Below are 15,995 nucleotides of genomic sequence, written 5' to 3' on the forward strand. Positions count from 1 at the left end.
TTTTAGCTTCCAAGACCGTAGGGACTACGGGGTTAGCCTAATCAAAATCCGACCAGTAGGTTGGAGTTCTTAGGAATCTCCATCTTCAAAATCCAAAGGATTTAAGGTGGAGTAGTTCAAATTGCATTCATTCCTGTTATTATTACAGTAAAGAGAAAGGGAGAGATTGATTTGAAGCATTCTACAAATAAACATTTTGAAACGACAGAAGAAAACTATATTCGCTATTTTGATGCGCAAATTAGTGATATACCAGATATTTTAAAATTTACAATGGGGGAACCTGATTTTGATATGCCAAATTTTGTTAAAAAGACGGCGATCAAAGCGATCAAAAATAATCAGTCTCATTATGCTCCTTCGGCTGGGATACAGGAATTGCGTGTGGAAATTGCCGCTTACTTAAAGCGCCATTACGACTTGAGTTATGACGCTGATAAGCAGATTTTAGTTACGGTCGGTGTAACTGAAGCTCTTTCCGTAGCAGCCAATGCGTTATTAAATCCTGGCGAGAAAGTGGTGATTCCTGCTCCTTATTTTTCACTGTATGACAATATTATCAAAACCGCTCATGGTGTGCCGGTTCATGTAGATACATCCAATGATGGTTTTGTATGCACTGCAGAAAAACTTGACGAAGTTCTAACTAAAGAAAAAAATGTAAAATATGTCCTTTTGAATTACCCAAGTAATCCTATAGGTACTTCTTATAGCGAAAAGGAATTGAAGGATCTAGCGAAAGTCATTAAAAAGCATGAAGTCTATTGTGTGGCGGATGAAGTCTATGCGGACCTTATGTATGATGGGTTTAAGCACGCATCAATCGCAAAATTCATCCCTGAACAGACAATTGTCCTTAATGGTTTATCAAAAAGTTTCGCCATGACAGGGATGCGAGTAGGTTACATGGCTATTCCGGAAGATATTTACCAAAATTTTTATGTTGTTCACCAGTCGACGGTGACTTGTGTATCAACACCGATTCAGATAGCAGCCGTTGCTGCGCTTCGAGATGGCGATGCAGAAATGGAATACATGCGTCAGGCTTATGAAGAACGCCGTAATTTTTTAATTCCAAAACTTGAAAAACTGGGCTTTGAAATGGCTTCTCCGATCGGTGCGTTCTATCTGTTCTTGAAAATCCCTGAAAATCAAAATCAAGAGGATAAAGCTTTTGCTTTAGAATTAGCCCAGAAAGCAAAAGTAGGGCTTACTCCTGGTTCTGCTTTTGGTCCAGGTGGAGCAGGTTACTTACGTTTGAGTTATGCAGCCAGCTTAGAAAGCTTAAAAGAAGCGGTTAAACGTTTAGAGGATTATCTTCTAGTATAAAGTAGAAATTTTTTTATTATTTATATGATTTAAAGAAATATTGCCTGCTAACTTTATTTAAAGAGGAGAGAGAAATGATGCTATTTGAATACTTCCTAAAATTTGATATGGTAGTTACTTTTGTTGCGTTATTTACAATGGTCATTCTCTGGATATTAGAACTTCCTATTCCAAAAGCTCTTTTGTGGATTTTTGGCGTTAGTCTAATCGTTTCTATCATAACTCTCCTACTCATTCAATTTTTAAAATCAAAAAATAATGGATAAGGTATCGATAATTGCAAAGAAGTTTAAACGAATATATTCTAAAAATATAAAAATGAAGGAGTGTTTTAAGATGGTCTATGAACTACCAAAAGTGTGGCAATGGGAAGAAAAAAATACAAAAAAAGGGGGAAATCGTCCGACGGCAGGGAAACGGTTCGAGCAGAAGTTACCTGTTGGAAAAGCCCCTTTTCAGCTTTATTCACTGGGAACACCGAATGGAATAAAGATTACAATCATGCTGGAAGAGCTAAAAGAATTAGGTGTAACAGAGGCGGATTATGACTTGTACGAAATTAATATTGGGGAAGGCGACCAATTTGGTTCGGATTTTGTTGAGGTGAATCCAAACTCGAAAATCCCTGCACTAGTGGATCAAAGTCAGAACCCTCACCTGAATATTTTTGAATCGGCCTCGATTCTTCTTTATTTAGCAGAAAAATTTAATCAGTTTCTTCCAACAGATATTCATGGACGAACAGAAACAATGAATTGGCTATTTTGGCAAATTGGTTCCGGACCTTTCGTCGGTGGTGGATTTGGACATTTTTTCTCATATGCGCCTGAGCCTATGAAATATCCAATTGATCGCTTTACAATGGAAACTAAGCGACAACTTGACTTGCTCGATAAACACTTAGCAGAACGAACTTATATTGCTGGAGAGACGTATACAATTTCCGATATGGCGATTTGGCCATGGTATGGAAGACTTGTTTTAGGTGATTTATATGAAGGTGCAGCAGAATTTTTAAATGTTGAAGAGTATACGCATCTTTTAGAGTGGGCTCACCGTGTAGAAAAACGACCAGGAGTCCAAAAAGGGTTAACCGTTGATTATCAACCAATCGAAAAGTAAATATATTTGAATAGAATAAGTATAGAATTTTTTAATTTTATTAAAGGGAATATATTGATAATTAGATTTAATGCTACAAATTATTAAAATATCCTTCATATATTTACGTTATAGTTTGCTTAAAATCTTTTTATTTGAGGAGTCTTTGCATGTTTAATAAGTTAAAGTGGAAATTAACTCGTTTTATGTATGGTCGTTATGGGGTGGACCAGCTTTATATAGCGAGTGCGCTTCTTTTTATTGTGTTGCAGGTGGTTCAATTATTTGTTCGTAATTCTTTTCTAAGTGTATTGATTTTTGGTTTGGTGATCTGGACCTTTTATCGCGCATTTTCTAAAAATATCTATGCTAGACAAAAAGAAAATCAAACCTTTTTGAAGTTTATACGAGCTGCAAAGTCAAAAGGAAAATTGTTTGGTCGAAGAATGAGAGATATCGGTTCCTACCGGTATCGTAAATGTTCAGCGTGTCATACCACTTTGCGTTTGCCACGAAAAAGAGGTCAACATAAAGCTCGTTGTCCGAAATGTGGCCATTTATTAGAAGTGAAGATTTGGGTCTAAAGTTTTTTTAGCGTAAAAAATTTCAGAAGACTATTATTTTTTTGAAAATGTGAGACAAAAGTCAAAATAGATAAAGGAGCTATCAGCATGCATACTTTTCCAATCAAGGCATTTACAGATAATTATATTTGGGTCATTGAGGAACAAGAAAAAGTGATTGTGGTGGATCCTGGAGAATCGGGTAAAGTATTGGCTTATTTAGCGGAACATACGATTGAGGAAGTGACCATTTTACTGACTCATAAGCATGATGATCATGTAGGAGGCGTTGAAGCAATTGTTGCTCAGTATCCTAAAACGATCATTTATGGACCGGAGGAAACAAAAGAGTTTAATGATCAAACAATTCATTCAGGGGACGTTTGTGAAATCTATGGGAAGAATTTTGAGGTCCTTGATACGCCAGGGCATACGGCAGGGCACATTAGTTATTTAATGGAGGAGCAACTTTTTTGTGGGGATGCTTTGTTTTCTGGAGGATGTGGGAGAGTCTTTACGGGTGATTATCACGCACAATATAATACGTTACAAATATTCGCTCAACTTCAAAAGTCGGTAAAAGTATATGCAGCACATGAATATACCCTGACAAATTTAGAATTTGCACAATCAATAGAACCTACAAATTCAGTCATTGGCGAAGCGTTAGAGGGAGTTAGAAAGAGGCGTGAAAAAGACCAACCGACGCTACCTTCTACGATTGGCCGCGAATTGGAAATCAATTTATTGCTACGTGCAAAAACAGAGGAAGAGTTCACGCGATTACGGAAATTGCGGGATAATTTTTTAGGAAATATAGGCTGAAAGTTCTGGGGAGATCTGTCCTTTCATGCTAAAATATAATCTGCTCCTTAAAGTTGAAATAATGATTGAAGGTTTGAAATTTAGGAGTGTTGAAGATTCAAAAAAGTGAAATTAAAAGGATGGATTCTGGGGATGAAACTGTTATGGTTAGTGTTTAATGGGATGTTAATTGGAGTTTCAAATATTATTCCGGGGGTAAGTGGGGGAACGATGGCTGTTTCTTTGGGGATATATGATGATTTAATTTTCTCCATTACTCATTTAATGAGAAATAAAAAAAGAAGTGCTAGGTTTTTACTTCCTTTAGGTGTAGGCATTATTGTCGGTGTCCTTTTCTTTTCTTATGCGATTGAGTTTTTGTTGTCTGAGTTTCCTTTTTTTACGGCTTTGATTTTTGTAGGTTTAATTATCGGGGGTCTGCCGATATTAAATCAGGAGTTTAAACAATCCCTACGAAAGAAAAATGAAAAAGTTTCTTTGAAGCATGTTTTGGTCTTTCTTTTCTTCGTTATTTTTATTATTGGTTTTTCTCTCATGCAGGAACCGGCAATGGATTCGAGTTCTTTAGTCTTTTCATTCAGTATGGTCCTGATTATGTTTGTATTAGGCGTTATTGCATCGGCAACAATGATTATTCCAGGGGTTAGCGGTTCTTTAGTTTTGATGGTTCTTGGGTATTATTATCCGTTGATTCAGTTATTGAATCTTTTTTTTAAAAACAGTTTAACTTTTAATTGGGTAGGAATCTTTGAAAATCTTCTTTTAATTTTTCCTTTTGGTATAGGTGTTATTGTTGGTGTATTTGTGATTAGTAAGCTTCTTGAATTTTTATTTTTGAATTTTCCAAGTATTACATACAGTGGTATCTTAGGATTAGTGATTGCTTCGCCTTTTAGTGTTTTATATAATACCGATGCTTTTTCAAGTCTTTCCTCAGAAAATATGGGACCCACATTACTTGTTGGGATAGCACTTATGGCTCTTAGTTTTTATATTACTTTTTATTTGGGGAAATTAGAGGATAAGATAACTGAATAATAATTTTAAAAGAAACTTTCCATTGAAAACCAGCAATGGAAAGTTTCTTTCTTTTCTGGGTATTTTTAGAAACTAATTCGTGTTTCTGACAAGGGGGAGAGGTTTTAGTTTCTTTGATTTACTGCTCGTCTTTTGTTTCTAGAAATACTTGGTCTTCTATCGGTTCTTCTAATAATGTTAAGCGAGCTAAGTTCAAGGCGGATAATACTGAATTTCGGCGATTTCTGTCGCGCTTGTAGCCGAAATGGAATTTTTTCGCAAAGGTTTCTTTTCCCTCTTGAGCCAGGCCAATCCAAACAGTTCCGGGGATTTCTCCTTCGAGGGAAGAGGGACCGGCGACACCTGTTAGTGAAATGGCCAGATCGGCTTCAAAGAGGTGTCGGGCATTTTCAGCCATTTCGATCGCACATTGAGGGCTGACGACGCCATGTTTTTCAAGTGTTTCTGTCGTGACTTTTAATACGTTATGTTTAATATGCTCGCTATAGGTGACCACTCCACCTTCGAAAATTTCACTGGATTCAGGCTCACCAGAAATGACATCGAGAAACGATCCACCGGTCAGGCTTTCAGCTGCGGTAATTTTCTTTCCTTGTTCTTTTAGTAATTGTTTAACGACGTGAGCTAAACGCTTTTCGTCTTTTCCATAAATATAATCTCCAATGTGTTCTTTCACTTTTTTTGCGGTTTTGTTGAGTCGCTTTTCAGCTTCCTTTTCGGTACTCGCTCTAGCGGTAATTTGAATTTCAGCCTCATCCTTTTCAAAGTAAATACCAACGAATGGGTTTCCCTCATATTGAATGAGAGGGCTCAATCGATCATTAAGTTGTGCTAGAGTCAGACCATATACTGAATATTTTTTTGTTTTAAAAATAGGACGATCGAGCAATTCTTCGACAATGAGCGGGTAAGCTTGTTCTAAAAACATAGGCTTAAGTTCATCAAAAGGGCCGGGTAAAAGAATATAGGTTGTATCTTCTTGCATATAGAGAAATCCTGCCGCTAAGCCTGTGACGTTTTCTAAAAGTGTAGAATTCATTAGGATCATTGCTTGAAGTTGATTATATTCAGGCATTGTTAGACCCGAGTTTTGATGATAAGAGATAATTCGATTTTGTGTTTCATTGTCTAACACTAAGGGGACATCTAAATATTCAGAAAGTGCTTTTTTGGTAATATCATTTTTATCTGGGCCTAAACCACCTGTAATCACAATTAAATCTGAGTGTTTTTTCGCAAGCTCAAGGGCTTCTTTTAAATCTTCTGCATCATCTTTAAGTATGGTGCTTCGATTAATGGAAATTCCTAAAGGGGCTAATTCACGGGCTAAAAAACGCGCATTTTCATTCGCTACTTGACCTCTGAGTAGATGAGAATTGACTGCAATGATTTCTGCTTTCATTTCATGTGAACCCTCCATATTTTCATTCGTGCATAACTGATCTGGCACCTTTTTCTTTTACTCTAGCATAGGTTTCAAAAAGAATGAATCAAAATGACCCTATTTGTGTTGTTTAAATTAAAGGGTCTTAGTGAACATTTCAAAATTAAAGCTGGAAAATAATATTTTAATCCACTGGAGGATGGAATTCCTCTGATTTTTCATCGTAAATAAGGACGGTCCCAGAATCAATATCATAATGCCAAGCTTCTAAAGTGAGTTCTCCACGTTCAACCCGCTCACGAATTTCAGGATATTCGTATAAATGGTTGAGTTGCTCAACGGCATTTTCTTGTTCCATTAGAGTAGCTTTTGAAAGCTGTTCTTTTCTGGCCTGTTTTTCTTCAACTTTTTCTCGAACCCCTGCTAATGGTTTCAGGTATTCTTTTGTATAGGGAAGATCTATTAAAGATTCCACTGTTGAAAGAGCAGCCGCACATCCGCCACAATTTGAATGGGCACAAATAATAATTTGTTCGACCTTTAAAACTTGAATGGCGTATTCAATGGACGATAGTGTAGTGAAATCATAAGGCTCCTGCTGCAAAGAGGGAACAGTGTTTGCGATATTTCGAATCGTAAAAATTTCTCCAGGTAGACTATCCGTAATCAATTCGGGACTGACTCTGGAGTCCGAACAGGCAATAAAAAGTGTATGGGGATGTTGATTATCTTTTAATTTGTGAAATAATTCTTCGTGCTCTTTATAGGTATTTTTTTTAAAATAGGAAAGTCCCTTTTTAGTTGTTGAATTCATGTTTCAGTTGCTCCAATCTAAAGTGGAATATAAAAATTGTACTATATTATGCATCTAAAAAGAACTTAAAAGCTTTGTGTGATGTAGTTTAAATTGCACTTGTTTTTTTTTAGCTAGTTTATAGCATCTTTAGAAAATCGCTGGAAAAGCCCAGCACACATAAAATACGAATAAGTGCGTGCAAGTAGGGCTTATCCCGCAAAGATTACAAATAAGTGCGCGCAAGTAAGGGTTACCACGCACAAGATACGCATAAGTGCGTGCAAGTAAGGGTTACCACGCAAAGATTTACGCATAAGTGTGTGCAAGCAAGGCTCACCACGCACAAATTTCAAATAAGTGCGTGCAAGTAAGGGTTACCACGCACAAATTATGAATAAATGCGCGTAAGTAATGCCTACCACGCACAAATTTCAAATAAGTGCGCGCAAGCAAGGCTCACTCCGCAAAAAATCCAAATAAGTGCGCGCAAGCAAGGCTCACTCCGCAAAAAATCCAAATAAGTGCGTGCAAGCAAGGCTCACCCCGCACAAATTTCAAATAAGTGCGTGCAAGTAAGGGTTACCACGCAAAGATTACGCATAAGTGTGTGCAAGTAAGGGTTACCCCGCACAGATTTCAAATAAGTGCGCGCAAGTAAGGCTCAAAACGCAAAGATTACAAATAAGTGCGTGCAAGTAAGTTGAGGTGTTCCAAAAACTCTCAAAAGAAACATGCTATACTAATAGAAAGAATAAATTTTGAAAGAGGGGCCTTAGAAGTGATTATTAAACTGTTAGAACCTTTACGTGTACCGGATGCATTGATTGAAGAATTAGCCAGACCTTTAGAAAAAGCAGGTCATAAATTTGTGTATTATAAGGAAGAAACAACAAATATAGAAGAACTGGCAAAACGTAGTAAGGATGCCGATATTGTAATGATTGCGAATAATCCTTATCCGAAGAGAGCTTTCCAGCATGCTGAAAATTTAAAATTAATTAATGTAGCTTTTACAGGCGTTGATCATGTTGATCAACAAGCAGCTAAAGCACAAAATATTCAAATCGCAAATGCTGCAGGCTATTCCAATACAGCAGTAGCCGAACTTGTTCTGGGTTTAACGCTTGATGTTCTTCGAAAAATAAGTTTTGGAAATCAGAGTGTGCGATTAGGTGAAGAAGTTTCTATTATTCAAGGAAATGAAATTAAAGGAAAAACCGTGGGGATTATTGGAACGGGAAATATTGGATTAGAGGCCGCAAGACTATTTAAAGCTTTTGGTGCAGAATTGATTGGTTATAACCGCTCAGAAAAAGAATCTGCCAAAGAACTAGGATTAGACTATGTTTCTTTAGACGATTTACTTCAAAAAAGTGATATTGTTAGTGTTCATTTACCTTTAAATAATGAAACAACCCATCTACTATCCAAAGAAAAATTAGCGTTGATGAAATCAGAAGCGATTTTAATCAATGCAGCTCGCGGGCCAATCATTGACAATAAAGCCCTAGCAGAATTATTAAATGAGGAAAAAATTGCAGGAGCTGGGATTGATGTTTTTGATGAGGAACCGCCTCTTTCAAAAGATTATCCTTTACTAACAGCAAAAAATGCTGTATTAACTCCCCATGTGGCTTACTTAACCGATGAAGCGATGGTTACTCGAGCTCAAATTGCCTTTGAAAATATAGAGAAATTCATAGCAGGGAATCCTCAAAATATCGTTCAATAAAAAACGAATAAATTTTTTGAAAAGTTTCTTTTGTATTCACTATAAATGAATTGACCCTCGAAAGTTAGAGTAAAAAATCTAACTTTCGAGGGTCAATTTTTTTAGTCATTTGCTTTTAAGGCTTCGACCATATCGATTCGTTTTAATTGATAGTGAATGACTAGCATCACGATAATGCTAAAGAGAATCGTCAATAAACTTGAGTAAAGATAACTACTCAAATGAATTTCGCGGCCAAAGACTAACATATCGACTTCCATCGTATCCATAATAAAGTCAGTGAGTAGAGTCCCAAAGCCTAAACCAACGAGAATACCAAGAATGGTTAAGATAATATTTTCTCGGTAAATATATAAAGTCACTTCATGATCATGACTTCCTAAAACTTTTATGGTAGAAAGTTCACGCTGTCGCTCAGACACGTTGATATTGGTTAAATTATACAACACAATAAAGGCTAAGGCAGCTGCAGAAATAATAAGAATTTGAGTAATTAAATCAAGACTATCTAAAGTTCCGCTAAAGCTATGGGCAACATCTGAAACATAGTTGACGCCAATCACTTCATCTTCATCCATCAGCTCTCTACCTAATTCTGTTTCATCCAAAGCTTTTGGATCATATTCGATCAGTTCAAGATTGGGCTCTCCATTTGTTTCTCCTGTCATTTCTTCATAATAGGCAGGGGTCATGTAGAGGGTGTGACCGATATAATTCTCAACCACTCCTGCAACAGCAACTTCCCATATCTCATCATTATCGCCAAGGATTTCTAACGTATCACCAGTCTCTACTTCAAATAATTGAGCCAGTTTTTGTGTGAGGTAAGCCCCTGAGTCGTCTAACGTATGCACCGTTTCGCTTTCATAATCCTTAAGTTTCACAAAATTATTTATTTGTGAAGGGTCATTTGGAACAAAGAGGGTGATTTCTTGTTCATTTAAGTCTTCTTTTTCAGCCGTGGCAGTGTCTTGTGTGACGAGTAAATGATCCTCAATTCGTTCATCTTTTTCAATGGTTTCGTTGAAGCTATCAATTTCGTCTTTTTCTAGATTTGGATTCAGTGCGACATAAGCTTGAAATTGATAAATCTCGCCGTATTGAATGTCTGGAATGTCACCAATGGAATCAGAAATTCCAAAACCGGTCAGAATAAGCCCCGTACTTCCAGCTACGCCTAGAATCGTCATCAGCATCCGGGATTTATACCGAAAGACATTTCGGAACGTGATCTTATAGTTAAAGCTAAGTCTTTTCCAAATAAAGGGCAGACGTTCTAACCAAATTCGTGAACCTTTTTTAGGTGCTTTTGGCTGAAGCAATATAGCAGCATTACTTTTTAGAGAATGACGGACCGCTAATAAACTCGCGCCTACAGTAGACACAAAGGCTGCTACTAATGCAATACTTGTATACAAAGGATACCCTTGGAGAACCGTTTCTGGGAAATTATACATTGAACTGTAAGCAAAGAAAATGATATTCGGGATAAACATATAACCCACAATGAGCCCCAGTATCGACCCAATCGAAGTTGCCAAAACGGCATACGTAATAAACTTCGTTAAAATATGATGGTTCGCATAGCCTAAAGATTTCATAATCCCAATATACTCACGCTCTTCATCTACCATCCGCGTCATTGTCGTAAATGAAATAAATATGGCAATGAGGAAGAAAAATACCGGAAACACCATAGCGATTATCGATAGACGTTCGGCATTGTCTTTATATTCTAAATAACCAGGATTATCTGATCGGTCATAAAGAAGGTATTCAGGTGCAGGCAAGTCGGCTAAATCTTGTTCCGCTTCTTTTAATTCTGCCCGTGCCTTTTTCATTTCTTTTTGCGCAGTTTCTTGTTCACTTTCGAAGGTTTCGAGTCCTTCTTGATAATCTGCTTCTCCTTTATTGAGCTCGGCTTCCGCTTCTTCTAACCCTGCTTCTGCATTAGTTGTTTCTGTTTCTAAGGTTCGTTTGGCTTGTTCAATTTCCTCAAAACCGGCATTGATTTGTTGACGTCCATCTTCGATTTGAACAAAGCCTTCCTCGATTTGTTCGAGCCCATCGGACAGAGCCAATCGACCAGCGACTAATTCTTGTTCTTGCGCTTGTAGTTGCTCAAGTTGTGCTTGAAGCTCTTCTTTTTGCGCCATAAGCTGGTCTTCTTGTTGAAGGGGTGCGCTAACTTCCTCTCGTTTTTCTTCTAAGGTAGTGAGTTGTGCTTGCATTTCTTCAATGGTGTCTGGAGGCAATAAAGGATTTTCTAAAGCAGCTTCAAGTTCAGCAATTGCTTGGTCGATTTCTTCGATCCCTTGTAAAATAGCTTCGCGATTGCTCTCAATTTCAGCTAATCCAGTATTGATTTCCTCGACCCCTTGTTCTAACTGCTTTTTACCGGCTGCCATTTCTTCTTCGGCACCCTCTAAATTATTGAGTTCAGTTTGTAGCTCTTCTCTTTGTTGAACAAGCGCTTGTTCTTGTGCATTTAAATTATTGAGCTCTTCTTGAAGCTGGGCTTCGTTTTGCTCGATTTCATGACGTGCATTCGCTGTTTCATTTTTAAGTTCTGCTCGTCCTTCTTCAACTTCTGCCCATCCCTCATCGAGTTCTGTTCGGGCATCATCAAGTTCCACTTTTGCATCAGCTAACTCTTGTTCGCCTTCTTCAATTTCTGCCCAACCGTCATCAATTTCTTTTTGAATTTCATTTTTAATTTCTTCAGTTCGTCGAGTTTCTAGTTGTGTTAAACGTTCTTCTAATTCTGACTTTTTCTGTTCGATATCTGCATCATATTCTTCTGAATAAGCTTCATCGTTATCAGTGCCATCAACCGTAAGATAAGCTTCACTTTGAAGCTCTGTATCGTAATCTTCTTCAGGGATTACACCAAATCCATTTAGCGTTCCACTTCCCATCGTCGTGTTCCCTCGAGAAGGGAGTTCAATAAATAGGGGACTGTGAACAAAACCGACAACTTCAAAGGTTTGCTGATGGAGATTTTTTTCGGGTTCGCCGACATCTTCGCCGTTTTTTAGGGTGATGGTTTCACCAATGTTTACATCGGAGAGAAAACCTTCGTTGGCATCAAGCGCAATTTCACCAGAAACTTCTGGGAGACGTCCATCAACAACATAATAATCATTGATCTTTTGGCCGTCTTCTAAATCATAGTTGTATAAGCGAATGGTTTCAGAAGAATTTTCAAGGACAAAATCATTGGCTGAGTGACTCTGAATGGTATAGCCGGAAAGATTATTTAGATCCGTTAAATCTTCATCGGTGAGTCCATAAGTAGACAGTACGCGAAAGTCCATTAGATGATGATCTGAAAAGTATTCGTCCGCTGTTTTCATCATATTCGGACCAGTAGCGCTTAAACCGACGTAAAAACCGACCCCCAAAAAGATGATAATTAAAATGGCAAGAAATCGCATCACGGAATGGGAAAGCTCGCGGAAGGTGTCCTTCCAAATAGCTTTATACTGCATAATTGACCTCCTCTTGTAAAAAGTATTGTCTTACCATTCAATATCAGCAATTGGTGTTGGGTGTTCATTGTATTCATTTGTTAACACTTTCGCGTCACTAATATCAATGACCCGATCCGCCATGGGGGTTAATGCTCGGTTATGAGTAATGACTAAAACAGTCGCGTTGTACAGTTCCTTGGATTGGTACAAAAGGGATAAGACTTGTTTCCCTGTTTGATAGTCAAGCGCGCCAGTCGGCTCATCACATAAAAGTAGCTTCGGTTTTTTAACGAGTGCTCGAGCGATCGCTACTCGCTGTTGTTCGCCTCCTGAAAGTTGCGCCGGAAAGTTATTTATTCGGTGGCCTAAACCTACTGCTTCAACAACTTCTTCTGGATTTAAAGGATGATCAACTAGTTCTGCAGCCATCTCAACATTTTCTAAGGTCGTTAAATTTGGAATTAAATTATAATTTTGGAAAATAAACCCAATATCTTCTCGTCGATAATTGGTTAATTGTTTTTCGTTAAATTGGGCGATATCCGTCCCATCAATTAAAATCTGCCCTTCATCCGGGGTATCCATACCCCCTAAAATATTTAATAAAGTAGATTTGCCCGCGCCACTCGGTCCTACAATAATCGCAAATTCATTTTCAGCAATTGAAAAAGACACTTTGTCATTTGCGGCAATTTGGGTGTCCCCTTCACCGTAAAATTTCGATTCATTCATTACATCAATATAAGACATCTTTTCACCTCTTTAAATACGAGTTATTCTTCCTTTTATATTTTGTTTAGTTGACTAAGCTCCATAAAATTAAGGAGTCTTGCAATTTCTTACATAAATTATTATAATCAACATGGCGTATGATAACAACCATCAGTGTTGGAAAAATGTTGTTTAAAAGTGTTTGAATATGTAGTAGAAGGAAAAAGAACAAAATGGAGGGGAAAAGAATGAAGCAGAAAAAAATGGATCGTCGAGTGAAATACACACTTCGCACATTAAAAGAAGCGATGATTGAATTGTTGCAAGAAGAACATATTAGTAAAATTTCAGTGGTTGCTTTATGTGAGCTAGCAGATGTAAATCGCAGTACTTTTTATGCACACTTTCAAGATCAATATGACTTATTGCAATACATTACCGAAGAAGCGCTAAAGGATATTCAAAGTCATTTACAAGACCTTAATCGAAATTGGGATGCGGATCGTACTGTACAAGCGTTGAACCAAATTTTAGATTATGTAAAAGAGAATGCGGATGTCTTTAAAGCCTTATTAAGTGATAATTGTGACCCTGATATTCAACATAAAGTAATGAGTATGACAGAAATCGTCTCAATCAAAGACTATCAAGAATTGGATGAACGAACAAAAAATTATGTTCTTTCATTCCAACTTACGGGCTGTATTAGCATCTTACATAAGTGGCTAAACGATGGAACGCCAGAAACTACGGAGGAAATGAGCAACTTAATTTTAAAGTTGACAGGGAAAATAGAGTAGAGGAACAAAGACGAGATAAAGAGAAGTTTTATTCCTCTAATAATTGTTTAAAAAAGGAAACAAACTGTTGCCGGTTCGCTTCTGTGAAAGGTTTTGGTCCTTTCGTGCGCTCGCCACTTTTTCTTTTGAGTGCTCCTAAATGACGATTTTGAAGCAAACGTTCAATGTTCTCATTTGTATATTCATAACCTAAATGGTGAGCTACTCGGCAACCTTTAGGCAGAAGGAGCGAAGCTAGGCCATAGTCTTGTGTAATGACGATATCTCCTTTATTTGCAAGTTGAACAATTTTAAAATCCGCACGATCTGCTCCTTTTTCGACATAAATAGTCTTCACATAGTCAGGATAAGACGCTAAAGAATAGTGTGCAATGTTTGAAACAAAAACGACAGGCAAGTTATATTCTCCGGCAAGTTGAATCACTTCATTTTTAACAGGTGCAGCATCCGCATCTACGATTATTTTCATAACAATCAACCTTTCTTTTAAACGTTCAAAAATAAAACACTCCTACTTAGTATAGAATAAATACTAAGAATCAGAGCGTTTTTTATTCTTTATTTGTAAAAACTTCTTGAGAGTCTTGGTGGAGGACTTTTGCATAGAACGTTTTAAGCTTTGAGCCAATTGAAGGAATACTTTTTTTCGAAACTTCCTGATAGCCTTCATCGACTAAAGAAGGTATCTTCTCTTCAAATAAAGCCTCTATGATCGACTGAAAGGCCTCAATATCGGTTCCTTTATAAATATTAACCCCATCTACATAATCAGGATTAAATACTGGGATATCACGGATAAGAGTGTCGGTTTTACTAGCTAAAGCTTCTAATAAAACAATTCCTTCTGTCTCTTCGTGGGTTAAAAAAACATACAAATCACAAGCTTGATACGCTACACGCAAGGCTTCTCGATCGATATAGCCTGGAAACTGGAGATTAGGTAAGTCTGTTTGAAGTGCTGCGGAAATCTCTTTCGGCAAAAAACGAGGATCCATGTAACCAAACCAAATAAATTGAATGGTTGGGAATCGTTTAGCTAGTTCGACAAAATCAAGAATGCCTTTCCGTTTAATCGGCAATCCTACAGATAGAATCAATTTTTCCTCTGGCTTAATATGGTATTCTTTTCTGAATGCACGATCTTCTTCAGCGTTGCTTTTCCAATAATTAAGATCAATCCCATTTGAAAGGACTTCAATGGGTCTTTTTACGCCCTCTTTTATCAGTAAAGTTTTCGAATATTCAGAAGGAGTAAGCACTAAATCAGCGGTGTTATAACATTTTTTAATCCACCAGCCAAATAAAGAAGACAGAGCATTGGCGAAAATAAAAGAATTTTTAAAGTCTTCTTTCGTTGAATGGGCGTGATAAACCACTTTTTTTCCTTCACTTTTTGCCTTTTTTGCTCTTAGAAAAGACTTAAGAAAAACAGTGTTTATATGAAGGAGTTCGTAAGGTTCATCACCTGTTAATGTGTACGGAATCTGCGCTTCATCTAAGGCCATTTGTTGATGCTCAATTGCTCGTCCTACACCACTTTGCTTAATTTGGTTGAGATAATCACTACATAAATAAACACGCATTTTCACACCCCTTTAATTAAAAAACTGGAAGAAAAGAGTTAGCATCCCCATCGTTCCGTAAGAGTAGATGAATAGAGTAAATGGTTTACCTGTTGTTAAAATTAACAAATATTTATAGAAAGAAATATTTGAAAGTCCCGCTAAATAGCATAAAAAGTCTGCTGGAGAGAAGGGGAAGAACATACCAAAAGTGAATAATTTATCAAAACGGTTCTTTTCATCCAGCCAAGTGATATATTTATTGAACTGTTTTTCATCGATAATCATTTCAACTAAAGGACGACCAAATTTTCTAGCTAACATAAAATTCATGACGGATCCCACCATAATACCAATGAAATTTAAGACAAAACCATACCCCATACCAAAAATCATCGTCCCCATAGGAATCGTTAATGCTCCTGGAATAATCGGGATCACTGTTTGGATGATTTGAATCAAAATAAAACCAATAGGTGCAGCAGGTCCCAATGTAGCTAGTAGATCTCTTAGTGCTTCTTCTTGAGTGAATACTTGACTTTTAAAGCCCCAATATAAAGCATACAACGTTAGAACGATGCCTAATAGATTTAATAAATGGAGACCAAATTGAACTATTTCTTTATGCTTATCTTGAGTATGGACTTGTGAAAAATCCTCTGGGAATTGTTGGGACATCTT

General features: G+C 37.2%; 15 protein-coding genes. 8 read left to right on the forward strand and 7 right to left on the reverse strand.

The features are described 5' to 3' along the window. The first annotated feature begins 171 nt into the window (after positions 1 to 171). From BUB96_RS04210 to BUB96_RS04235, 6 genes are all read left to right on the forward strand, one after another. Positions 172 to 1,329 carry an aminotransferase class I/II-fold pyridoxal phosphate-dependent enzyme gene (locus BUB96_RS04210; RefSeq protein ID WP_073296921.1) on the forward strand — a complete coding sequence of 386 codons (1,158 nt, stop codon included), beginning with the start codon at positions 172 to 174 and terminating at the stop codon, positions 1,327 to 1,329. 74 nt (positions 1,330 to 1,403) lie between these two features. Next, positions 1,404 to 1,595, forward strand: a complete 192-nt coding sequence (locus tag BUB96_RS04215; RefSeq protein WP_143274275.1) for a hypothetical protein — start codon at positions 1,404 to 1,406, stop codon at positions 1,593 to 1,595. A 70-nt stretch (positions 1,596 to 1,665) separates the two neighbouring features. Beyond that, positions 1,666 to 2,451: a glutathione-dependent disulfide-bond oxidoreductase gene (gene yghU / locus BUB96_RS04220; RefSeq protein ID WP_073296927.1), complete on the forward strand. Its 786-nt coding sequence runs from the start codon at positions 1,666 to 1,668 to the stop codon at positions 2,449 to 2,451. Positions 2,452 to 2,600: 149 nt separating this feature from the next. Continuing rightward, the gene (locus BUB96_RS04225) at positions 2,601 to 3,014 is read left to right on the forward strand and encodes a hypothetical protein (protein WP_073296930.1); all 414 of its coding nucleotides are present in this window, start codon (positions 2,601 to 2,603) and stop codon (positions 3,012 to 3,014) included. Positions 3,015 to 3,101: 87 nt separating this feature from the next. Further along, positions 3,102 to 3,818 carry a hydroxyacylglutathione hydrolase gene (gloB, locus tag BUB96_RS04230; RefSeq protein WP_073296934.1) on the forward strand — a complete coding sequence of 239 codons (717 nt, stop codon included), beginning with the start codon at positions 3,102 to 3,104 and terminating at the stop codon, positions 3,816 to 3,818. Between the two features lie 132 nt (positions 3,819 to 3,950). Then, the gene (locus BUB96_RS04235) at positions 3,951 to 4,856 is read left to right on the forward strand and encodes a DUF368 domain-containing protein (RefSeq protein ID WP_073297081.1); all 906 of its coding nucleotides are present in this window, start codon (positions 3,951 to 3,953) and stop codon (positions 4,854 to 4,856) included. A gap of 118 nt (positions 4,857 to 4,974) precedes the next feature. Here the strand turns inward: BUB96_RS04235 and BUB96_RS04240 are convergent, their stop codons facing one another. Together BUB96_RS04240 and BUB96_RS04245 are read right to left on the reverse strand one after the other, a co-directional pair. Beyond that, positions 4,975 to 6,258 carry a competence/damage-inducible protein A gene (locus BUB96_RS04240; protein WP_073296937.1) on the reverse strand — a complete coding sequence of 428 codons (1,284 nt, stop codon included), beginning with the start codon at positions 6,256 to 6,258 and terminating at the stop codon, positions 4,975 to 4,977. A gap of 166 nt (positions 6,259 to 6,424) precedes the next feature. Then, positions 6,425 to 7,054 carry a carbonic anhydrase gene (locus BUB96_RS04245; protein ID WP_073296940.1) on the reverse strand — a complete coding sequence of 210 codons (630 nt, stop codon included), beginning with the start codon at positions 7,052 to 7,054 and terminating at the stop codon, positions 6,425 to 6,427. A gap of 760 nt (positions 7,055 to 7,814) precedes the next feature. Between BUB96_RS04245 and BUB96_RS04250 the strand changes: the two genes are divergently transcribed. Further along, positions 7,815 to 8,768: a 2-hydroxyacid dehydrogenase gene (locus BUB96_RS04250; protein ID WP_073296943.1), complete on the forward strand. Its 954-nt coding sequence runs from the start codon at positions 7,815 to 7,817 to the stop codon at positions 8,766 to 8,768. A 101-nt stretch (positions 8,769 to 8,869) separates the two neighbouring features. Here BUB96_RS04250 and BUB96_RS04255 read toward each other — a convergent pair whose 3' ends face one another. Then, positions 8,870 to 12,259, reverse strand: coding sequence for an FtsX-like permease family protein (locus tag BUB96_RS04255; protein WP_084136836.1), 3,390 nt, complete (start codon positions 12,257 to 12,259; stop codon positions 8,870 to 8,872). 30 nt (positions 12,260 to 12,289) lie between these two features. Continuing rightward, complete coding sequence (locus BUB96_RS04260; protein WP_073296949.1) at positions 12,290 to 12,991, reverse strand: ABC transporter ATP-binding protein; 702 nt, start codon at positions 12,989 to 12,991, stop codon at positions 12,290 to 12,292. A gap of 209 nt (positions 12,992 to 13,200) precedes the next feature. On the opposite strand from BUB96_RS04260, the gene BUB96_RS04265 reads away from it, so the two are divergent. Next, the gene (locus tag BUB96_RS04265; RefSeq protein WP_073296952.1) at positions 13,201 to 13,752 is read left to right on the forward strand and encodes a TetR/AcrR family transcriptional regulator; all 552 of its coding nucleotides are present in this window, start codon (positions 13,201 to 13,203) and stop codon (positions 13,750 to 13,752) included. A gap of 28 nt (positions 13,753 to 13,780) precedes the next feature. On the opposite strand, the gene BUB96_RS04270 is transcribed toward BUB96_RS04265, so the two are convergent. From BUB96_RS04270 to BUB96_RS04280, 3 genes are all read right to left on the reverse strand, one after another. After that, on the reverse strand, positions 13,781 to 14,221 hold the full coding sequence (locus BUB96_RS04270; protein WP_073296955.1) for a YaiI/YqxD family protein: 441 nt from the start codon (positions 14,219 to 14,221) through the stop codon (positions 13,781 to 13,783). An 82-nt stretch (positions 14,222 to 14,303) separates the two neighbouring features. After that, positions 14,304 to 15,335 carry a glycosyltransferase family 4 protein gene (locus BUB96_RS04275; protein WP_073296958.1) on the reverse strand — a complete coding sequence of 344 codons (1,032 nt, stop codon included), beginning with the start codon at positions 15,333 to 15,335 and terminating at the stop codon, positions 14,304 to 14,306. 12 nt (positions 15,336 to 15,347) lie between these two features. Beyond that, positions 15,348 to 15,992, reverse strand: coding sequence for a TVP38/TMEM64 family protein (locus BUB96_RS04280; RefSeq protein ID WP_073296961.1), 645 nt, complete (start codon positions 15,990 to 15,992; stop codon positions 15,348 to 15,350). Positions 15,993 to 15,995: the final 3 nt, after the last annotated feature.

Origin of the sequence: Atopostipes suicloacalis DSM 15692, from assembly GCF_900129085.1 — a bacterium.
In the GTDB taxonomy this organism is placed as follows: domain Bacteria; phylum Bacillota; class Bacilli; order Lactobacillales; family Carnobacteriaceae_A; genus Atopostipes; species Atopostipes suicloacalis.